The sequence below is a fragment of the Streptococcus sp. HMSC067H01 genome, from assembly GCF_001814775.1.
Lineage (GTDB): Bacteria > Bacillota > Bacilli > Lactobacillales > Streptococcaceae > Streptococcus.
This window is the reverse complement of sequence record NZ_KV817781.1, coordinates 341,418-363,183: the sequence shown is the minus strand read 5'-3', so window position 1 is coordinate 363,183 and position 21,766 is coordinate 341,418. Positions and strand designations below refer to the sequence as shown.

The 21,766-nt window shown below is 40.9% G+C and carries 22 protein-coding genes; 21 read left to right on the top strand and 1 reads right to left on the bottom strand.

The annotated features are described in order from the left end of the window. The 5 genes from HMPREF2987_RS03070 to HMPREF2987_RS03050 form a co-directional block, all read left to right on the top strand. Positions 1–3,847 (top strand): ZmpA/ZmpB/ZmpC family metallo-endopeptidase (locus HMPREF2987_RS03070; protein WP_257375063.1); only part of this gene is annotated, 3,847 nt, incomplete at its 5' end. Between the two features lie 115 nt (positions 3,848–3,962). After that, positions 3,963–5,684, top strand: coding sequence for an aminodeoxychorismate synthase component I (gene pabB, locus HMPREF2987_RS03065; protein ID WP_075229286.1), 1,722 nt, complete (start codon positions 3,963–3,965; stop codon positions 5,682–5,684). Then, complete coding sequence (locus tag HMPREF2987_RS03060) at positions 5,685–6,308, top strand: alpha/beta fold hydrolase (RefSeq protein WP_075229285.1); 624 nt, start codon at positions 5,685–5,687, stop codon at positions 6,306–6,308. It begins immediately after the preceding gene. A gap of 42 nt (positions 6,309–6,350) precedes the next feature. After that, positions 6,351–7,310 carry an ROK family glucokinase gene (locus HMPREF2987_RS03055; RefSeq protein WP_075229284.1) on the top strand — a complete coding sequence of 320 codons (960 nt, stop codon included), beginning with the start codon at positions 6,351–6,353 and terminating at the stop codon, positions 7,308–7,310. A gap of 100 nt (positions 7,311–7,410) precedes the next feature. Then, the gene (locus HMPREF2987_RS03050) at positions 7,411–8,250 is read left to right on the top strand and encodes a thymidylate synthase (protein ID WP_075229283.1); all 840 of its coding nucleotides are present in this window, start codon (positions 7,411–7,413) and stop codon (positions 8,248–8,250) included. 45 nt (positions 8,251–8,295) lie between these two features. Here the strand turns inward: HMPREF2987_RS03050 and HMPREF2987_RS03045 are convergent, their stop codons facing one another. Beyond that, positions 8,296–8,466, bottom strand: coding sequence for a DUF3042 family protein (locus HMPREF2987_RS03045; RefSeq protein ID WP_001051776.1), 171 nt, complete (start codon positions 8,464–8,466; stop codon positions 8,296–8,298). A gap of 120 nt (positions 8,467–8,586) precedes the next feature. Here HMPREF2987_RS03045 and miaA point away from each other — a divergent pair, with 120 nt between their 5' ends. The 16 genes from miaA (at position 8,587) to HMPREF2987_RS02965 (ending at position 21,701) form a co-directional block, all read left to right on the top strand. Then, positions 8,587–9,471 carry a tRNA (adenosine(37)-N6)-dimethylallyltransferase MiaA gene (miaA, locus tag HMPREF2987_RS03040; protein WP_075229282.1) on the top strand — a complete coding sequence of 295 codons (885 nt, stop codon included), beginning with the start codon at positions 8,587–8,589 and terminating at the stop codon, positions 9,469–9,471. After that, on the top strand, positions 9,464–10,702 hold the full coding sequence (gene hflX, locus HMPREF2987_RS03035; RefSeq protein ID WP_075229281.1) for a GTPase HflX: 1,239 nt from the start codon (positions 9,464–9,466) through the stop codon (positions 10,700–10,702). Before miaA ends, hflX begins: the two co-directional genes overlap by 8 nt. After that, on the top strand, positions 10,695–11,318 hold the full coding sequence (locus HMPREF2987_RS03030; RefSeq protein WP_075229280.1) for a cystathionine beta-lyase: 624 nt from the start codon (positions 10,695–10,697) through the stop codon (positions 11,316–11,318). Before hflX ends, HMPREF2987_RS03030 begins: the two co-directional genes overlap by 8 nt. Before the next feature lie 14 nt (positions 11,319–11,332). After that, positions 11,333–12,262 carry a ribonuclease Z gene (rnz, locus tag HMPREF2987_RS03025; RefSeq protein ID WP_075229279.1) on the top strand — a complete coding sequence of 310 codons (930 nt, stop codon included), beginning with the start codon at positions 11,333–11,335 and terminating at the stop codon, positions 12,260–12,262. 20 nt (positions 12,263–12,282) lie between these two features. Then, positions 12,283–13,038, top strand: coding sequence for an SDR family NAD(P)-dependent oxidoreductase (locus tag HMPREF2987_RS03020; RefSeq protein WP_075229278.1), 756 nt, complete (start codon positions 12,283–12,285; stop codon positions 13,036–13,038). A 200-nt stretch (positions 13,039–13,238) separates the two neighbouring features. Continuing rightward, positions 13,239–13,808, top strand: coding sequence for an SMI1/KNR4 family protein (locus HMPREF2987_RS03015; protein WP_075229277.1), 570 nt, complete (start codon positions 13,239–13,241; stop codon positions 13,806–13,808). Positions 13,809–13,826: 18 nt separating this feature from the next. After that, positions 13,827–14,264 (top strand): hypothetical protein, encoded by a 438-nt coding sequence (locus tag HMPREF2987_RS03010; RefSeq protein WP_075229276.1) that lies wholly within the window; start codon positions 13,827–13,829, stop codon positions 14,262–14,264. 2 nt (positions 14,265–14,266) lie between these two features. Continuing rightward, on the top strand, positions 14,267–15,331 hold the full coding sequence (locus HMPREF2987_RS03005; RefSeq protein WP_075229275.1) for an ankyrin repeat domain-containing protein: 1,065 nt from the start codon (positions 14,267–14,269) through the stop codon (positions 15,329–15,331). 44 nt (positions 15,332–15,375) lie between these two features. Continuing rightward, entirely contained in the window at positions 15,376–15,963 is a 588-nt protein-coding gene (locus HMPREF2987_RS03000; RefSeq protein WP_075229274.1) for an SMI1/KNR4 family protein, read from the top strand. Beyond that, positions 15,960–16,709 (top strand): hypothetical protein, encoded by a 750-nt coding sequence (locus HMPREF2987_RS02995; RefSeq protein WP_075229273.1) that lies wholly within the window; start codon positions 15,960–15,962, stop codon positions 16,707–16,709. The genes HMPREF2987_RS03000 and HMPREF2987_RS02995 overlap by 4 nt, the downstream gene beginning before the upstream one ends. 18 nt (positions 16,710–16,727) lie before the next feature. Then, positions 16,728–17,684: a hypothetical protein gene (locus tag HMPREF2987_RS02990; protein ID WP_075229272.1), complete on the top strand. Its 957-nt coding sequence runs from the start codon at positions 16,728–16,730 to the stop codon at positions 17,682–17,684. Between the two features lie 153 nt (positions 17,685–17,837). After that, positions 17,838–18,167 carry a hypothetical protein gene (locus HMPREF2987_RS02985; RefSeq protein WP_033584556.1) on the top strand — a complete coding sequence of 110 codons (330 nt, stop codon included), beginning with the start codon at positions 17,838–17,840 and terminating at the stop codon, positions 18,165–18,167. 6 nt (positions 18,168–18,173) lie between these two features. After that, positions 18,174–18,368 (top strand): helix-turn-helix transcriptional regulator, encoded by a 195-nt coding sequence (locus HMPREF2987_RS02980; protein WP_033584559.1) that lies wholly within the window; start codon positions 18,174–18,176, stop codon positions 18,366–18,368. A gap of 237 nt (positions 18,369–18,605) precedes the next feature. Beyond that, complete coding sequence (locus HMPREF2987_RS02975) at positions 18,606–20,357, top strand: glycoside hydrolase family 13 protein (RefSeq protein WP_075229271.1); 1,752 nt, start codon at positions 18,606–18,608, stop codon at positions 20,355–20,357. Between the two features lie 52 nt (positions 20,358–20,409). Then, positions 20,410–21,132, top strand: a complete 723-nt coding sequence (locus tag HMPREF2987_RS02970; RefSeq protein WP_075229270.1) for a DUF4241 domain-containing protein — start codon at positions 20,410–20,412, stop codon at positions 21,130–21,132. A gap of 11 nt (positions 21,133–21,143) precedes the next feature. Next, the gene (locus HMPREF2987_RS02965; protein ID WP_075229269.1) at positions 21,144–21,701 is read left to right on the top strand and encodes an SMI1/KNR4 family protein; all 558 of its coding nucleotides are present in this window, start codon (positions 21,144–21,146) and stop codon (positions 21,699–21,701) included. Positions 21,702–21,766: the final 65 nt, after the last annotated feature.

Here is a 21,766-nt window from a genome sequence, read left to right as displayed (position 1 = left end):
AGAGTATACACCAGAATTTAGCAGTCAAAGTGGCATCCCAGAAGTCCATGACAAACCAGACTTTACAGGCGGTGTATCAGGCGAATCCTTAGTTGAGTCAACTAAGCCAACATTTGAAGGTGGAGTTAATGGTGAATCACTTGTTGAGCCAACAAAACCAACATTTGAGGGTGGCGTCAATGGCCAAGGTACAGTAGTTGAATCCTTACCAGAGTATACACCGGACTCGAGTAGTCAAAGTGGTATCCCAGAAGTCCACGAGAAACCTGCCTTTACAGGCGGTGTATCCGGCGAATCCTTAGTCGAGCCAACAAAACCAACATTTGAAGGAGGCGTCAATGGTCAAGGTACAGTAGCTGAAAGCCTACCAGATTATGAAGGAGGCGCAGTTCCAGTTGATACTCTGAAACAGGATACACCTAGCTATAGTGGTGGCGTGAATGGCACTGAAGCGCTAGTTCTAGATGCAAAACCGACTTTACATATTGAAGTCCGAAAAGAGTTGATTCCTAAACAAACTAGGGAAAAGATTGATCCAGAAATGCTTGTCGGTGAAACAAGGATCGAGCAAGTCGGTCAAGATGGTGAGAAAGAGATTGTTACCAGCTATGAGGAAAAAGATGGGAAACGGATTTCAGAGCCGAAAGAAACAACACGGATTATAACAGAAGCTAAAGATCAGATTATCGTCCGTGGTAGTAAGAAAAAGGTAGAGATAAAACCTGTACCAGTCCTAACTCTTTATACTATTACTGGAAATTCGATGGGCCGTTCAGCTCGCTTAAGTTATAACTTGGACAAGGCAGATGGCGTGACCGTTTCAAAAATCAGTGCCACTATTAAAGCCAAGGGGCTAGAGGAACAGACTCTGGACTTGACGAGTGATCAACTGGAAGCAACAGTTGATAATCTAAAACTCTACACGGACTACACTATTTCTACAAGGATGGTCTACAATCGTGGTAAGGGTGAGGAGAGCACTCTGCTTGAGGACAAGAAGCTTCGTTTAGAACTTAAAAAGCTAGAAATAAAAGATATCAAGGAAACAAGCCTTGTTAAGTTTGAAAATGGCAAAGAGTCTGTGATTCAGCACTTGACAGAAGTGCCAAGAAACTTGGAAGACTACTACCTCAAGATTAGTTCAGAGAGCCATAAGACCAGCCGTTTAGCCATCAAGTCTATTCAAACTGAGAGAATTGATGGAAAAGAATATTATAAGGTGAATGCTGAAGCAACTGACTTGATTCAACGCGATGCTCAGAAAACTTTTGAAGAAGGCTACAGCTACTATCTGGCTAAGTCAAGAACTGAATCTTCTGCTATTACTGGCGTAAAAGAATACGCTTATCAGGATATCCAAGATTATGATAGTCGCTATGATCAAGCCTATCGAAACCTTGAAAAATTGCAACCTTTCTACAATAAAGAATGGATCGTTAATCAAGGAAATAAACTGGATCTTGATCATAATCTAGCCAAGAAGCAAGTAGCCTCTGTTATCGCCATGAAAGGGAAAGACTTTGTGACGGATCTTTCAGTGGCAGACAATATCATGGTTCATTATGCAGACAAGACCAAGGATGTATTTGCGATTAGTGCTCAGAATTCTGGCTTGACTGCTGTTAAGGAATATAAGATTGCCGACTTGGATCTGCTTTATACTCCAGATATGCTAGTTAAGGACCGTTCAGCCCTAGCCAAGGAGCTAACATCTATCCTGAAAACGGTGGACTTACAGTCGGATGGAGTTTATCGAATCCTAGATGATCAAACCACTAGCCTTGATAAGAAGGTTGAGGCAGTGAAGAACTGGTATCTAGAAGAAAGCTTTGCAGAGGTCAAAGCGCAGCTAGGAAGTCTGGTTGATAAGTTACTTACCAATCTAGACTACCAGTGGAATGATTCGCCTACTAGAACTGCTGCCTTGAAGAAGAAAGTTCAGGACAATCAATCAGCTATCATGCTGGGTCTTGCTTATCTCAATCGTTATTACGGTATCCGATTCGCGGATTACAATCTGAAAGAACTCATGCTTTTTAAACCAGATTTTTATGGGCAAAATGTGGATATCTTGGATCGATTGATTGAACTTGGTTCAAGAGAGAACAACCTAAAAGGCGACCAGACTCATGAAACTTTTGCTAGAGTTCTAGCCAAGGATACAAAATCTGAAGATTTACATGCCTTCTTGGACTACAACAGACAGTTATTAACGACTGACAAGGATATGAATGACTGGTTTGTGAATGCCACCAAGGGCCATGTGTACATAGCAGAGCGAGCTTCGAAGAATCAAGAAATTGCAAATCGGAAGCATCGGGCTTATGACAATCTTAATAACTGGTTGCATCGAAATATGATTCTGCCTTTGTTGAATGTCAAGAAGGCTCAAATGTTCCTGATTTCCAACTACAATACCATTACTTTCGGATCAGCTGATAAATCTGGCAAAACCATAGACCAGATGAAAGCTGACATTGATCTAGTTGCGGACCGCCAGTTGACTTACTTGGACTTCTGGTATCGACTTGCTACTGATGAAGTTAAAGACCGTATGGTTAAGAGTGACTTTAATGTAGCTACACCAGTTTGGGAAGGCTATCGCGTTGATGGACGTGGCTGGGTAGAGCGTTATGGACATACTAGTGGTATGGAAGACTACGCGCCAATTCGTGAGGTATTTGGACCAGCAGGTCGCTACTATAAAGACAATAAGCTAGGAGCCTATGCCTCTATCTATCCTAAAATTAATGCCAGAGATGCTGTTCACTTTGTAGAAATCGATATGATGAGTGAGTATGGCTTGTCTGTCTACACCCATGAGACAACTCACGTCAACGATCGCATTGTCTATCTGGGTGGCTACAAACATCGTGAAGGAACCTATGTAGAAGCCTATGCACAGGGTATGCTCCAGTCACCGGCTGAGGAAGGTCATCAGGGTGAGTACGGCGCCCTTGGTATCAATATGGCTTACATGCGACCAAATGATGGGGATCAATGGTACAATCCAGATCCAACCAAGTTGCAAACACGCCAGCAGATTGACCACTACATGAAAGGTTATAATGAGGCCTTGATGCTTCTAGACTATCTGGAAGGAGAACGTGTTCTCGCTAAGAATGATCTTGCTTTGAAGAAGGCTTGGTTCAGCAAGATGACCAAGCAAATGCGATATCAGGACCAGGATAATAAACTCCTTGCTCCAAACCAGTGGGACTATGTCCGTCCATTGACGGATGAGGAAGCCAAGACTCAGCTAAATTCTGTGGATGACTTAATCAAACATAACATCATCACCAATAGGCATTATCAGGGAACTTACCGACCAGAAGAACTCAAGACAGCTTATGTCAATGTCAAGATGGTGGATGCTATCTATGGTGGGAATACCAGTCAGGGAGCTCCTGGAGCCATCTCCTTCAAGCATAATGCCTTCCGTATGTGGGGTTATTATGGCTACGAAAATGGTTTCCTAGGCTATGCTTCTAATAAGTACAAGGATGAGGCGCTAAGCGAGGGGCATGACACCCTTGGAGATGATTTCATCATCCAGAAGGTTTCGAAGGGCGAGTTCCAGAACTTGGAAGAATGGAAGAAGGCCTGGTTTGACGCTATTATTGCCAAGGCAAAACGAGGAATCCATAGTTTTGAAATTGATGGTCAGCAAATTGATTCTTATGAGAAATTGCAAGATTTGTTTGACCAAGCAGTAGAAACGGATTACCGAAACTTTAAGTATGGTGGTTCAGTTGCCAACTATACAGTAGCTCTGAAGAAAAAAGTCTTCCAGAAACTATTGCAGGTCACAGATGCCTTTTCATCCGAACTCTTTCCCAAAGGATAGATAAAAGAGAGTGTGTTCAGATTTCCTAAGGAAGTGAAATCTACTTTAGCATTCTCAAAGAATAAAATTGCCAGATCTCCTGTTTGGGGTCTGGCTTTTATGGTATACTTAGGATATGCATAGAAAAACAGTGATTGACTTTAGGGCTTTGGGCGAGAGATACACCTTTACCCAGCCGATTAAAGAGTTAAAAACAAGAAGATTAGCAGAAGTAACAGACTTGCTAGCACAAGTAGAAAGCTACCAAGAGCAGGGCTATTATGTGGTGGGTTATGTCAGCTATGAGGCTGCGCCAGCTTTTGAGGAGAAGTTGGCGGTTCACGAGGTTCCTCTACTGGGCGAGTATTTGCTTTATTTTACCGTTCACGATAGGGTGGAAGCATCCCCTATTCCTCTGATTTATGAGGAGGTGGATTTGCCATCAAACTGGCAGGAAGTAACATCTGCAGAGGACTATGAAAAAGCTATTGCCCAGATTCACCATCATTTGCGACAGGGCGATACTTATCAGGTCAACTATACGGTTCAACTCAAGCAGGAGTTGTCTGCCAATCCTTTTGCCATCTACAATCGCATGGTGGTGGAGCAGGAAGCGGGATATAATGCTTACGTAGAGCATGATGATATGGCAGTGATTTCCATGAGTCCAGAACTCTTTTTTGAGCAAAATGGTCGTGAGTTGACCACTCGTCCTATGAAGGGCACAACTAAACGTGGTTTGAATAACGATGACGACTTGAAAGAGGCGGCTTGGTTGGAACAGGATCCCAAAAATCGTTCAGAAAACATGATGATAGTGGACCTCTTGCGAAATGACATGAATCGTATTTCTGAGGTTGGTAGTGAGCATGTGGAGCGTTTATGCCAAGTTGAGCAGTATTCTACAGTTTGGCAGATGACTTCGACTATCAAGAGTCAGTTACGACCAGATGTTGACCTAGTTGAAATCTTCCGTTCGCTCTTTCCATGTGGCTCCATCACAGGAGCTCCCAAGATAGCGACCATGGAAATTATCAAGAACTTGGAACCACATGCGCGTGGAGTATACTGTGGAACTGTTGGCCTCCTACTTCCCAATGGACGAAGGATTTTCAATGTGGCTATTCGAACCATTCAACTGCATGGAGGGCAAGCCATCTATGGAGTCGGTGGAGGCATCACTTGGGATAGTACTTGGGAGTCAGAATACCGTGAAATCCAACAAAAGGCTGCTGTTCTTTACCGAAAACAGCCTCGTTTTCAACTGATAACGACAGGGAAAATCAGCCAGAAAACCTTGCTCTTTGAAAATCAACATCTAGAAAGACTACAAAAGGCTAGTCGTTATTTTGCCTTTCCATTTGACCAAGAAGTTTTGAGACAAAAAATAGAGAAGGAGTACCAGTCTTGTGACTTCCATCAAGACTACCGTTTGCGAATCAGTCTCAGCAAGTCTGGAGAGATTGAAATCGATCGACAAGTATTGACACCACTTAGTTCTAGCTTCTGTCAAGCTAAACTTTATCTGCAAGAAGCTGATTTGCAGCAGGCCTTTACCTACTTTAAGACGACACACCGACCGCATTTGACAGTGGGAGAACAGGAAATCATCTATTACACTGTTGATGGAAAATTGCTTGAAACCTCTATTGGGAATCTGGTTTTAAAAATGAATAGCAAGCTCTATACCCCACCTAGCATTCTTGGTATTTTACCAGGGATTTATCGCCAGCATTTACTTGAAATCGGGCAGCTGGAAGAGAAGGTCTTAACCATAGAAGATTTGAAGCAAGCAGAAGTCATTTATGGCTGTAATGCAGTTAGGGGCTTGTATGAGTTATCCTTGAAGGAGAACTAAATGAAATTAATATTTTTACATGGCCTAGGTCAGTCAGCGGAGAGTTGGAAAGAAGTTCAGGATTTGCTGGCAGATTATCCTTCTGAAGCCCTAGACTTATTTCCTTCCGGAGTTGGGACTTATAAAGAAGCCAAGGAGCGCATTTATCGGCGCTTAACAGTGGAAACGGAACCGTTTGTCCTAATCGGTTTGTCCTTAGGGGCTGCACTTGCATTGGAGCTTTCAAGTTATGATATACCAAATCTTCAGGCCTTGGTTTTGTCAGGCTGTCCATTGAAACTGGCGGGCAATATCCTCTTTTACATTCAGTTGCTGATATTTAAATTGCTTCCCAAAAGGATATTTGAGAAACAGGGAGCAGATAAAGCTCTTATGGTTGGAGTTTCTGAGGAATTAAAAACACTTGATTTAAGAGAGAGTGCACAGAATTGTCCCTATCCAAGCTTGTTAATTTGTGGTAGTCAGGATAAGCCAAATCTTAGTTCAATGAAAAGTATTCAAGAACTGATGCCAGATTCTCAGTTTGAGATTATCTCTGACGGCCCTCATGTACTGAATAGGGAAAAACCAAAAGAGTTTGCAGAATTAACCAGAAGTTTTCTTGAATTGCTGAAACAAGTTTGATAAAATAATAATGAAAGTGATAATATCATAAAGGAGAAAAAGATGAGTCAAAAGATTATTGGGATTGACCTTGGTGGAACTTCTATCAAGTTCGCTATTTTAACGCAAGAAGGAGAAATCCAAGAAAAATGGTCTATTAAGACAAACATTTTGGATGAAGGAAGCCATATCGTAGACGATATGATTGAAACTATTCAACACCGATTGGGCTTGCTTGGATTGTCTGCTGAAGATTTCCGTGGAATTGGTATGGGGTCACCTGGTGTGGTTGACCGTGAAAAAGGGACTGTTATCGGTGCCTACAACTTGAACTGGAAAACTCTTCAACCAATCAAAGAAAAAATGGAAAAAGCCTTGGGGATTCCATTCTTTATCGACAATGACGCCAACGTGGCAGCTCTTGGTGAGCGTTGGATGGGTGCTGGTGAAAATCAACCAGACGTTGTATTTATGACACTTGGTACAGGTGTTGGTGGCGGTATCGTGGCAGAAGGTAAATTGCTTCACGGTGTTGCAGGTGCTGCTGGTGAGCTTGGCCATATCACTGTTGACTTTGACCAACCAATCGCATGTACTTGCGGTAAGAAAGGCTGTCTTGAGACAGTAGCTTCAGCGACAGGTATCGTCAACTTGACTCGTCGTTACGCAGATGAATACGAAGGCGATGCAGAGTTGAAACGCTTGATTGATGACGGAGAAGAAGTAACAGCTAAAACTGTCTTTGATTTGGCAAAAGAAGGGGACGATCTTGCCTTGATCGTTTACCGTAACTTCTCACGTTACTTGGGTATTGCATGTGCCAACATCAGTTCAATCCTTAATCCATCAACAATCGTTATCGGTGGTGGTGTATCTGCTGCCGGAGAATTCCTTCTCCAAGGCGTGCAAAAGGTTTATGATGAAAATACCTTCCCACAAGTACGCACAACAACTAAATTAGCTCTTGCAACTCTAGGAAATGACGCTGGAGTTATCGGAGCAGCATCACTTGTATTGCAATAAATAAACATAAAAAGGAGAAAATTGCTTTCTGTAAGCGAGTGATTTTCCTCCTTTCTTTTTTATGCTATACTAGTTAAGACAATAATTGAGGTGAGAGTAAATGACAAAAGCAGATACGATTTTTAAAGAAAATATTGAGCGAATCTTGAATGAGGGTGTGTTTTCTGAGCAAGCTCGTCCCAAGTACAAGGATGGGACTGTTGCTAACTCCAAGTACATCACAGGGGCCTTTGCAGAGTATGATTTGTCTAAGGGTGAATTTCCCATCACAACTTTGCGTCCTATCGCTATTAAATCAGCCATTAAAGAAGTGCTTTGGATCTACCAAGATCAGACCAATAGTTTGGAAGTTCTCAATGAAAAGTACAATGTTCACTACTGGAATGACTGGGAAGTTGGAGATACAGGGACTATTGGGGAACGTTATGGGGCTGTTGTTAAGAAGCATGACATCATTAACAAGATTCTCAAACAGTTAGAAGCCAATCCTTGGAACCGTCGTAATATCATTTCACTTTGGGATTATCAGGCTTTTGAGGAGACAGATGGACTTCTCCCTTGTGCCTTTCAGACTATGTTTGATGTTCGTCGAGTTGATGGGGACATCTATCTGGATGCGACTTTGACCCAGCGTTCTAATGATATGCTGGTGGCTCATCATATCAATGCCATGCAGTATGTAGCTCTTCAAATGATGATTGCTAAACACTTTGGTTGGAAAGTTGGGAAATTCTTCTACTTTATCAACAATCTTCACATCTATGACAATCAATTTGAACAAGCTCAGGAATTGCTCCGTCGTGAACCTTCAAATTGCCAACCCCGTTTGGTCTTAAATGTACCAGACAAGACCAATTTCTTTGACATCAAAGCGGAGGACTTTGAGTTAGTTGACTATGATCCCGTAAAACCGCAATTGAAGTTTGACTTGGCTATTTAATAATATAAAAAGAAGTTGAGAAAAAATCTCAACTTCTTTTGTTGCTTAGTGTGATACGCGACGACGCGCTGCTTTCTTACGGTTTTCTTCGATGAAAGCTGCTTTTTGTTCTTCTGGTTCGATCACTTTCTTTTTAACTGCGTATACTGCACCTGCAACTGCAGCGACAGTTCCTGCAATACCTGTTACAAGACCTTTAGCGAATCCTTTAGCCATGAGTATTCCTCCTTTAACTTATAAATCAGCCAGCTACCTCAAGAGGTCGCATTTTTCTGACTGACCTTTTTGTGATATAATAATAGTAACGAAAAAATGGGAATTTTTCAAGGAAAAAAGATGAAAACAAAAATAATTGTGATTGTTGGACCGACTGCAGTTGGAAAAACAGCTCTAGCCATTGAAGTTGCTAAGCATTTTAATGGTGAAGTAGTTAGTGGAGATAGCCAACAAGTCTATCGAGGACTAGATATTGGGACAGCCAAGGCTAGTCCAGAGGAGCAGGCAAGTGTTCCTCATCACTTGATTGATGTGAGAGAAGTAACCGAGTCTTACTCGGCTTTTGATTTTGTTTCAGAAGCTAAGGCAGCCATTGAGGATATTCAAAGTCGAGGTAAGCTCGCTATTATTGCAGGTGGGACAGGACTTTATATCCAGAGTCTGCTAGAAGGATATCATTTAGGTGGGGAGACACCTCATGAGGAGATTTTAGCTTATCGTGCTAGTCTAGATCCTTTTTCAGATGAGGAGTTAGCCCATCTTGTAGAGCAAATAGGACTTGAAATTCCCCAGTTTAATCGTCGTCGTGCCATGCGTGCCTTGGAAATTGTCCATTTTGGTCAAGACTTGGAAAATCAAGAGACCTTGTATGAACCTCTGATTATTTGCTTGGATGATGAGCGTAGTCAGCTTTATGAACGGATTAACCACCGTGTGGATTTGATGTTTGAAGCTGGACTATTGGATGAAGCTAAGTGGTTGTTTGACCATTATCCAGATGTGCAGGCTGCTAAAGGGATTGGCTATAAGGAACTCTTTCCTTATTTTCGAGGGGAGCAGAGCCTGGAGGAGGCTAGTGACAGTCTCAAACAGGCGACCCGTCGTTTTGCTAAGCGTCAGCTAACCTGGTTCCGCAATCGCATGCAGGTGACCTTTTATCAGATAGGAGAATCTGGTGTGACAGACCGTATTTTAAACCAGATTGAGGAGTTTTTAAATGATTGAAACGGAGAAAAAAGAGGAGCGAGTCCTGCTCATTGGTGTTGAACTCCAGGGCATGGATAATTTTGATCTCTCCATGGAAGAGCTGGCTAGTCTGGCTAAGACGGCTGGTGCAGTCGTAGTCGATAGTTACAGACAAAAACGTGAAAAATACGACTCCAAGACCTTTGTCGGAACTGGTAAGTTGGAAGAAATTGCTCAAATGGTGGACGCAGAAGAAATCACAACAGTCATTGTCAATAACCGTCTGACACCACGGCAAAATGTTAACCTCGAGGAAGTCTTAGGTGTCAAGGTCATTGACCGTATGCAGTTGATTTTAGATATCTTTGCTATGAGAGCTCGAAGCCATGAAGGTAAGCTACAAGTTCATCTTGCACAACTCAAGTATCTCTTGCCTCGTTTGGTTGGTCAGGGGATTATGCTCAGCCGTCAGGCAGGGGGAATTGGTTCCCGTGGTCCAGGTGAGAGTCAGCTGGAGCTGAACCGTCGTAGTGTTCGCAATCAGATTACAGATATCGAGCGTCAACTCAAGGTGGTTGAGAAAAATCGGGCGACAGTTCGAGAAAAACGTTTGGAGTCAAGTACTTTTAAGATTGGCTTGATTGGCTATACCAATGCTGGTAAGTCAACTATCATGAACACCTTGACTAGCAAGACCCAGTATGAGGCAGATGAGCTTTTTGCAACTCTAGATGCAACAACTAAAAGCATTCATCTTGGTGGCAATCTACAGGTAACCTTGACAGATACCGTTGGATTTATTCAAGATTTGCCGACAGAGCTGGTATCCAGTTTCAAGTCGACCTTGGAAGAAAGCAAGCATGTAGACCTTCTAGTTCATGTTATCGATGCCAGCAATCCTTACCATGAGGAACATGAAAAAACAGTTCTTTCCATCATGAAAGATTTGGACATGGAGGATATTCCTCGCTTGACCCTTTATAATAAAGTGGATTTGGTGGAGGATTTCACACCTACTCAAACGCCTTATGCTCTGATTTCTGCTAAATCTAAGGATAGTCGCGAACAGTTGCAGGCTTTATTGCTGGATAAGATTAAGGAAATTTTTGAAGCATTCACTCTGCGCGTGCCTTTTTCTAAGTCTTACAAGATTCATGATTTGGAGAGTGTTGCTATCTTAGAAGAACGTGACTACCAAGATGACGGCGAAGTCATCACAGGCTTCATTTCTGAGAAAAATAAATGGAGATTAGAAGAATTTTATGACTGATATCAAATCATTAGCTCTTAAGTATGGTGGCTATACAAGTCTAGACAAGGTCTATCTGGACCAGCTTTTAGCTGGTAGGTCCGAAGAGGAACAGCTAGCCCTTATCACTCCTCCACCTAGTGTGGTTAATGCCTACTTTGCAGAGCTCTACCAGAAAAAGAGCCCCGAGGCTGCGACCGATTATTTTGCGGAAGTCAGTAAAGAATTAAACCTCTATAATGCTGAGCCAAGTTTCTCTTTGGAAAGCAAGCCCTTTATTCGCCTCAATCTATCTGGTAAATCCTTTGGATTTTGCTACGAGAAAGAAGGACTTGGTCGCATTTTCTCTGAATATGAGGAAGCAATTACGGATGAATTACTCTTTGAGATTGCGCAAATTTTTCCCCATCAGCTAGTTTTTGAGGAGTCTGGAAAAATTTATATGAAGGCAATCGGAGAAGAGGAAGTTGTTAGCGTGGAAAATCTCACAGCTTTGACAGATTTGGAAAGCTTGGCAGATGGAAGAAAGCGACTCAAAGGCTACAGCCAAGAGGATTTACAACAAGAAGCTAGAGCTTTTTCTGGCAAGCTTTATTATCGCTCGGAAAATCGCACTGCTATGTTATATATTGATTAATTAGAAAGTATCGAATGGATATTCAATTTTTAGGAACGGGGGCTGGTCAGCCCTCTAAAGCCCGCAATGTTTCAAGTCTCGCCCTGAAACTCTTGGACGAGATTAACGAAGTTTGGCTCTTTGACTGTGGCGAAGGAACGCAAAATCGCATTCTGGAAACTACGATTCGACCACGAAAGGTCAGCAAAATCTTTATCACCCACTTGCACGGAGACCATATTTTTGGCTTGCCAGGTTTTCTTTCTAGTCGTGCCTTTCAAGCCAATGAAGAGCAAACAGATTTGGAAATCTATGGTCCCCAAGGTATCAAATCTTTTGTCTTGACCAGTCTACGTGTGTCAGGTTCACGCCTGCCCTATAAGATTCATTTCCATGAGTTTGACCAAGATTCTCTAGGGAAAATTCTTGAAACAGATAAATTCACGGTGTATGCGGAAGAGTTGGATCACACTATTTTCTGTGTGGGTTATCGTGTCATGCAAAAGGATCTAGAAGGGACCTTGGACGCTGAAAAACTAAAGGCTGCTGGTGTGCCATTTGGACCGCTTTTTGGAAAAATCAAAAACGGGCAGGATGTAGTCCTAGAAGACGGCACCGAGATCAAGGCAGCAGACTACATCTCAGCTCCACGTCCAGGTAAGATTATCACTATCTTGGGTGATACTCGAAAAACGGATGCCAGTGTGCGTCTGGCTGTCAATGCGGATGTTCTTGTCCATGAGTCAACTTATGGTAAGGGTGATGAGAAAATTGCTCGTAATCATGGTCACTCTACTAACATGCAGGCAGCGCAGGTTGCAGTAGAAGCAGGAGCCAAACGACTCTTACTCAACCATATCAGCGCTCGTTTCCTTTCGAAAGATATCAGCCAGCTTAAAAAGGATGCCTCTAGTATCTTTGAAAATGTCCATGTTGTAAAAGATCTGGAAGAAGTGGAAATCTAGAATCTCGAGAAAGGAAAAGTATGTCTACTATTCTGATTACAGGTGCTAGCGGGGGTCTAGCTCAAGAAATGGTCAAACTCTTGCAAAATGACCAACTCATTTTGCTAGGTAGAAATAAGGAAAAACTAGTTCAGCTATACGGAAATCATCCTCAGGCAGAATTGATTGAAATTGATATTACCGACGTTCAAGCCTTAGAAGGATTGGTAGCTGAACTCTATCAGCGTTATGGTAAGATTGATGTCTTGATTAACAACGCTGGATATGGGATTTTTGAAGATTTTGACAAGATTTCTAATCAAGATATTCATCAAATGTTTGAGGTTAACACCTTTGCTCTCATGAATCTATCTCGTTTGGTTGCTTCTCGCATGAAGGAAATGCGAAAAGGTTATATCATCAATATCGTCAGTATGGCAGGATTGATAGCGACTGCTAAGTCTAGTCTATACTCTGCGACCAAGTTTGCGGCCATTGGTTTTTCAAATGCTTTGCGCCTTGAACTCATGCCCTATGGTGTCTATGTGACGACTGTTAATCCAGGACCTATCCGTACAGGATTTTTTGACCAAGCAGACCCAGATGGGACCTATCTCAAGTCGGTTGATCGTTTTCTATTGGAACCAGATGCTGTCGCGCAAAAGATTGTTAAGACCATAGGTAAAAACAAACGCGAGCTCAATCTCCCAATCTTGCTCAATCTAGCTCATAAATTTTATAGCCTCTTTCCCAAGCTAGCAGATAAGTTGGCTGGAGAAACCTTTAATTATAAGTGAGAAAGCTGTTCCCTTGAGGAATGGCTTTTGCTTTAATTAGGATAAGTTGTTGACCAAAAAAATCCCTGAAAATACTGGTAGTCTATCCCTGTTAGATAGCTTTGAGGTATAATAGAGATAAGAAAGTTCATCAGAAAAAAGAAGACCTAAACTAGCTAATTTGCTCTAGAAAATGGACTATTTATAGTCGGAGGTTGACAATGGAATTATTGACAATTGACCAAATCATTTCCATTATTGAGGAAGCAATACAAGGGCTTGACCCTGAGATAAGAGAAGGGATTGTCCTGAACCAAACGGAACTGCCTGTGTCTGAACTGGATCGTTTGAAAAAACAACTGCAAATACAAGATTTGGATCCGATTTTTAGGAAATATATTTTGGCCTATAACTGGGGGCAGGTCGGTTTTTTAAGTTACCAGTTTGGATATGGGGACGACACTAGTCTTACTTGGCTAATCAATCGCAATCTGGAATACCACGATTACTCGACTCTACAAGAAAGAGGCTTGATCATCATTGCAAATGGAGATCCCTACACTATTTTGCTGGATTGCCAATCTGGGGCGGTCTATGCTCTTGATGCAGAGATGAACTATGATGAAAAAATATGGCTGGCACCAGATTTTCTAGCATTTATTAGAGCCATGGGAACGGCTCAATCTGCAGTTTGGAAGAGTTGTGAAAGTGACTTCATCCACTTGATGACTAGAATAGGTCATGCGTCCAGTTTGATATTCTGGCAGAGTCTGGTCGGATTTTATGATTGAAAATAGAAGGTGCAGGTCATGGAATTTATAGTAGCTGAGGAGGGAATTCCTCAAAATATCGGATGTCAGGGAGCCCTGATTGCCTATTATGGCAGCGAGATAGAATTTCATTATGAAACCGTACCACCACACGGTGATGAGATTTTTTCTGCCAAGCTACCTTTGTTGGGGCTTGATCTGCCCTTTTGGATCTATGGGAGAAATCTCATATTCTTAGACGCTTACTACCTTTTAGCTGAAACTGTTAAGAAAGGAACTTGGAATCCGATAACCAGTATGCTCATCAACATTCATACGGGGGAATACGCCAGCCTAGACCACTGGTATAATCATATATCTATTGAGCAAAACGGTCTTGAGTTGAAAAATGATTATGATGGACAAGTCCGTACTTTGAAAACGGTTGACAATCTTCAATGGCTTGCTCTAGATGCTGAATCAGAAGAAAGGAACTAAAAATGGCAAAGAAAAGAGTTACATTACCAAAAGAATTTAAGGATTTAATGGACGAAGGAAATATTGAAGCCCTTAAAGCAGTCTATGATCGTTGTGAATTAACCGCTCATGATGGAAGATTTAGCTTATGTACACCTCTGCATATGGGAGGAGTCTCGGATGAATTGGTTATCTGGCTTGTCGAACAGGGCTTGGATATCAATATCCCTGATTATTATGGAGCGACTCCTTTGTATCGTCAAGCAATCTTGGGGAGAGATACAGTAAAACTCTTGCTTGAATTGGGGGCAGATATTGGAAAACCTAATACCTATGGTGAGACCCCCCTACATGTAGCAGCTGAGTTTTTCCATCCTAAGACTGTCAAACTTTTGATTGATAAAGGAGCAGTTGTCAATGCTAAAAATGATATGGGAAGAACCCCACTAGCTTCAGTCTTGATGGTTTGTCGGGGAATCTATATTGCCCAAACAGCTGAAATTGCCTCTATGCTGCTGGATGCTGGTGCTAAGAAAACGTCTCAGATGAAGGAAAAAGTTGAACAAATCGGTAAGGATTTTGAATTTCATCGAGAAAGTATCCACCCAGACTACATCGAGGGAGCAGATAAAGGCTTAGCGAAGCTCTATGAGCTCTTTGATGTCAAGCCGGTAGCCAAACGAATAACCCACGATGGAGTTTCTCCGATTTTCGTAAAAGAAGGTAGCTGGGAGGAACGGTATGAGGAACTATGGTCTTTCTTGATTCCTTCAAGTGGAGCAGCCAAAACTGTTCAGGGAGAAGTTATCCGTATACCAGGTCGAGTTCGAGATGAACTGGATCGCAATGGTGGGGTCAACTGGGACAGGGACTATAGAAAAATGCTTCAGGCTCTCCCTCAATACTTGTCTCTAGGAATCTCTCTTACAGAACAAGAATTAGCAGAGACTAAAGAGCTTATTGCTCAAGTTCATGGGAAAGATTTTGATGACGAGCCTCGCCTAGACCGCCTGTGTCAGCTAGCTATTGCTTGGATTAAGCAAAATCCTGAACCCCTGCTCCTAGAAAAGACAAGTTATAAGCGGTAAAAAGCATTGGAAGACAGATAAAATAAAGAAATCATGGTGAAATGATGCAACTAATTGACCAAGTTAAAAAAATAGAAACTTATATTTGTGAGTATTTTGAAGACTGGGATTTGGATGATCCTGTAGAGGAAGGATATCTGGAAGATTATCATAGAGTTTCTGGTGCTTCTGAGGAAGAGCTTCAAGCCTTTGAGGAAATATTTAGCATTCGTCTACCTAGTGACTTCAAAGAGCTTTATAGCTACAAAAATGGGAGTAAATACCTCTCTATTTTACCTTGTGTAATTGACCAGAGAGATTTGACTTTTTCTCTCATGAGTCTGCAGGAAATTGAGACTTGTAAAAAGTACTTTCAAAATAGAGATGCTCTGTTAACCGAATTTCCCGACTATTTTTCTAGTCAAGACCTAGAAAACATGCATGATAGTAGAATTAAGCCTTATCTTTTTAATAAAAAATGGCTTCCTTTTGCTCAGTATTGTGACTCTTGTTATCTTATGCTGGATTTTGATCCAGACCAGGAGGGGCAGAAAGGGCAGGTTATTTGCTACATCCATGATCCTGACCAGGTGATTTATGCGGCTAAAAGCCTTACAAATCTGATTGAAGGGATAATGGATGAGATAGTATGAACGGACAAATGTACCAAATAGCCTGTATCGTGGCAGCAGCTAGGAAGGCTTTAAAAAGTGGTAAAGAAATCTGCTATAAGCCTGAAAAATATACAAATAAGTTGAGCTTTCAAATTTTGCCGTCAGAAAAAGGGGAAGTTATAGAACTATCTGTATCTGACTGGTTTGAAAACCTCAAGGAAAAAGGTTTGAAGGACTTAAAATTATTTTGTCCTATTTCAGTTGAAGACAGAGGTATTTTAGGTTTCTCCAATACGACACAGAGTTCAATTCTCTGTTTTTATAAAGATGGGAAGGCAAGTTATTTCCTACCAAATTGGGAGGCTGCTTCCGCAGGTAGGGGCTGGGATGTTACCTACACCGAGTATGAATGGGAAAGGTCTTCTCAAGACCTTCCCCACTATGAAAATAATATCGAAGAATTTAAAGACATATTGACTCGTATAGAAAATCTAGCAAGGAAAATTGAATGTGACAACTTTGCCAAAGTCTTTCACTCTGCTAGAAACTTTTTGCTAGCCCCAGAATCTGGTAAAGGACTGGCAGAACCTCAAATTCCACCGCAACATCTAAGCATATTTAGAACTGCAAGTGCAGCGGATGTTTTTGGAGGAATGGGCTCCTGGAATGATGAACCTGGATGGCTGGCACAAGATAAGGGACTGGGTCAAGTATACGATGAACTTTCAGATCAATTGCTAAGAAATATTCGATTAGCTATTCTATATGCCATCAACGAGTGGTGATGGATTAGGAGAGAGAAAATGGGGAAGTTAAAGTTAAGTCTATTGAATAAATGGGAACTAGACAAGGACTACAGTATTGTCCTAAGCTCAGTCATGTTACAGGGTGGTAGAGCCTTTGTCTTAACCAGTGAGAAGGAAGCTTCCAATCTCTACTGTCTGCTTGAAGTATCACCTTTGGGTGTGAAGGAGATAGATGCTTGGGATTGTGACCATGTTTGGGAGGAAGAGCCTCTACTCTTTACAGATGGACAAAATATTGGCATCATCAAGGCTGGCAAGGAAATAGTCTATTATACTGGTGATTTTTCTAATCCAGAAATCATTGCCATAAAGAATCCGCAAAGTATACTTCCTAAAAAGGCACAAGAGAGATATTTTCAAATCGTATCAGATAGCGACCAGATACCCGTGTGTTTTGAAGATCAAGTTTATACAAATCAAGCAAGAAACTTTGCCCTTTTAGAATTTGATCGAGAGAAAAAGCAGGCGAAGTGGACCACTTATTCGCATATTGATAAAAAAGGTTTAAATCACCACGACACGAACTCAAGTGTTTGTCCTAAAATCGATAGTATGAAATCTTGGAAGCAAGAGCTCTATGCCTTTAGCTCTGGAGAAAGTCAAACCTCTGTCAATAAATGGGGCATGGACTATTATGCTCTTGTTAAAATCTCTAGTGATGGTCGTATTATCGAAAAGTTATTAGAATCTGAACATTTAAAGGCTTTAGGCAAAAAAGCTGGTGTCAATGGAATTTTTACGGATTCGCCTTATCTGATCCTGAGCCCCCTATTTAAGAATGATGATTGGAAGGGCAGGCAAAAGCTATTTTCTCTGGCAACGAGAGAATGGTGCGCTATAGCCTTGCCTAGAGGAATGAGTAAACACAAGCTTCAAAATATGACAAACAACTTTTGTTTAACCTTCCTTTACGACAGAGGATTAAAAGAACTTGCTCTTTGTCAGATTGACTAGGCTGTAAATTGGAGTTAGGAATATTCTTAGAATAGATGAAGAAAATAAAAAAATTAAAAATGTTAAAACATCTTGACATTTCATCGATTTAGAGTATAATAAAAAATGTAAAGAGCTCTTGACATTGTTTTGACAGATTGGAGGAACAGGACTATGAGAAAAATGGATGAAATGGACAGAGCGATTCAGCTACGTTCTGAGGAATGGGGTTATAAAACGGCTCTATTTGGCTTATGTGGATGGACAGTATTTAATATTTATCAATCTATTACAAAAGGCATTGAACTTGAAATGTTACCATGTCTGATTTTATGTTTATCTATTTCTGTTCAAGGATTTACACAAATTGCCATAAAACAGAAAATGGTTGATGGTGATGAAGATTTTAAAGAACCTAATAAACTTGTTCAAGGAGTAATTTTGATGGTTGTTATCCTTATCGTAGTTTTGGCAATTGGCATTTATTGTTTTCAGAAAGACTAATGCTGTATGAAAAATAATATCAAACAGCTAAGAAAGTCTGAAGGACTACGTCAGGAAGATATGGCAAAAATATTAGGCGTTAGTCGACAAACCATTATTGCTATCGAGAATGACAAGTACAATCCTACACTTGAACTAGCAATGAAAATTGCAAGGTTGCTACAACTACATGTTGAAGAAATTTTCATTTTAGAAGATTAAAGATATCAGATAGCATTTATTCTAATCATCTGATTCGTAATGATGGAGAGTTTTCCGGTTCATGGAAACTCTCTTTTTAAAGCTCAAAAATAGTCTACTCAATTTTACCCTTGTCCATCTATATATCTATCGTAAAACTGGTATAAAAATTGCAAATAAACAGTTAAAATAGTATACTAGAACTAGCAATTATGAAAACGTTTGCGTTTTTGATAGTGATTATTTAGGAGACAAGACATGGAATTAACAGCCATTTATCATAGACCAGAATCAGAGTATGCTTATCTGTATAAAGAAGATCAGCTACATATCCGAATCAGAACCAAGAAAAATGACATTCAGCAGGTCATCTTGCACTATGGAGATCCCTTTATTTTCATTGAGGATAAGTATGAATCTAAGAAAGAAATGACCAAAGTAACTTCAGATGCCTTATTTGATTATTGGCAGGTTACGGTTTCTGTTGATTTTGCACGGATTCAGTATCTCTTTGAACTTCTTGATACAGAAGGCCAGGGTGTCTACTATGGTGATAAGGGTTGTGTCGAACATACTCAAGAAAACTTGGATGCTGAAGGAAATGGCTTTAAACTTCCTTACATTCACGAAATCGATGGTTGCCAAGTTCCTAGCTGGGTTTCAAATACCGTTTGGTACCAGATTTTTCCTGAACGCTTCGCTAATGGAAATCCTAATTTGACTCCTGATGGAGCTCGAGCGTGGAATGCTGCTGTTGCGCCTAACAGGGATGACTTTTTTGGTGGAGACTTGCAAGGGATTATCGACCATCTGGACTATCTCAAAGATCTAGGAATCACTGGGCTCTATCTCTGTCCGATTTTTGAAGCTACGACCAATCACAAGTACGATACGACGGATTATTTTGAGATTGACCGTCACTTTGGAGACAAGGAAGTCTTTCGTAATCTAGTCGAGGAAGCCCACAAACGTGGTATCAAGATTATGCTAGATGCAGTATTTAATCATATTGGCAACCAGTCAGTCCAATGGCAGGATGTTCTAAAAAATGGAGAAAACTCAGTTTATAAAGATTGGTTCCATATCCAAGAATTCCCAGTTACTGAGGATAAACTTCAGAATCCAAGACAACTCCCTTATCATACTTTTGCCTTTGCTAGCTATATGCCTAAGTTAAATACGGCAAATCCTGAAGTTAAAAAATTTCTTTTAAGTGTTGCGACCTACTGGATTGAAAATTTTGATATCGATGCTTGGCGTTTGGACGTTGCCAATGAAATTGACCATCAGTTCTGGAAAGATTTTAGAAAGGCAGTTCTCGCTAAAAAGCCTGATTTGTATATTTTAGGTGAAATCTGGCATACGTCTCAGTCTTGGCTACAAGGGGACGAGTTCCATGCTGTCATGAATTACCCGCTCTCTGAAAGTATCAAGGATTATTTTTTGCGTCAGCATAAAAAGACAGAGCAGTTTATTTCAGAAATCAATAGCCAGTCTATGTACTATAAGCAACAAATCTCAGAGGTCATGTTTAACCTTTTAGATTCTCACGATACAGAGCGAATCCTCACGACTGCCAATGGAAATATCCAACATGTCAAGTCTGCTTTAACCTTCCTCTATCTTCAAAAAGGTACCCCTTGTATCTATTACGGGACAGAGCTGGCACTAAAAGGTGGACCAGACCCTGACTGCCGTCGCGTCATGCCTTGGGACCGTGCCTCTGAGGACAATGATATGCTGAATTTCATGAAGCAATTGATTCAGGTCCGTAAGGAAGTGACAAGCATGATCCAGCATGGTTCCTATAGCTTGCAAGAAGTGAAGCCAGATGTTCTAGCATTAACGTGGAACTACGAAGGGAAAGAAGTTCAGGCTATCTTTAACCAGTCTCCTGAGAATTTTGTTTTAGAAAGAGACTCTGTTGATTTAGCGAGTCATTGCCAGCTTGAAGATGGACATCAAGTCATCTTACCAGATGGATTTGTAGTTTATTTAGATTCGATTTAAACCGGTTTTTAACTCCAACACATGCTTGTTTTAAACCAGAAAGGAAAGACCGATGGAAAAACTTCAAGTTTCTGAAGAATGGTTGCAAAAATACCAAGAAATCAAACATATTTTGACCTCGTCTGTCAATTACGCAAAGTGTTTTGAGATGAAAGAAATAGACGGCAAGGAAGTCTTTGTCTTAGATATGGGGGAAGTGACCTTCCCAAGTGGAGAAATTTTAGTTAGGGATCCCTTGGTCTGGCTCCGTAGGAATGAAAAACCCTATTTAGAGACCGTTCCAAAAGGAACATTTCCTCTCAAAACCTTGGTAGTTAAAATCGAAGAAGATCATTATAGGTATGTTGCAACAAGAGTTCAATTTACAGATAAACTTCCAGTTGTTTACTATGAAGCTTTAACTGGTACTGAAAACCTGGATTCTGTTGAAGAAGATTCTTATTTTGGATTTTCAGTCGATGCAGGCTTGGCAACTATTGTGGATGTTGAGACAAAAAATGCCTACTGTGATTTTGAAGAAAAATGGTATCAAGAAAATCCTGAAAAAAACATCTATGATGATTTCTTTGAGGAAATTTTTGCTCAAAATGCCATAGAACATCCCCTATGTCAACGAGAAGGCGGTGATTGGATTAACTTTAAAATACCACATACAGACCTGACTATTCCAATGATACAATCTGGTTTTGGAGATGGAAATTATCCTGTTTACTTTGGCTATGACAAGGATCATCAACTATGTGATGTGGTTATTGAGTATATCTATGTAGGATAAGGAGTTGGATGATGGCACTCAATGAAGTTTATGATTATTTTCGTCACTATGATAAGGAAACATATCAGGTTGTCGCCTGCATGGGCAATGAACCATCGGAAGAAGATGTTCAGGATTTTGAAAATCAATACGGCATTCGTCTGCCAGAAGATTTCAGGGAATTCACCATGTCATCTCTGGGAGGTCTCTTTATGGAAGTCAGGGAAGAGCTATGGCCAAGAGCCAAGGCTTACGATGTAGCCCCTTTTTGGACCTTCTGCCGAGGTATTAAGGTTTTTGGAATTGCAAATGGGATCCCAGACTTCTTAGACATTCGTCTTCAAACAAAGGAATTACACGCTCTGGGCTTTGTGGATTATATCCCATTTCTGTCTATCGTCGGGGATGGAGATGTGATTTTCTGCTTTGATAAGGACAATCATATAGTAGCTCTAGATTGGTTTAATAGTGGCGAAACTGAAGAGCTTGAATGTGATTTTTCAGAGCTTTTGCTTCAGCAAATTGCCGAGCTTGAAGAACGTAAAAATGAGATGGTCAAGCTTTTGGAAAAGGGAAAATCTAGTCAATAATCTAATAGGAAATGTTAGTTTGATAGTCCGTAAAAGAGGTTGGGACAAAAGATCCCGACCTCACT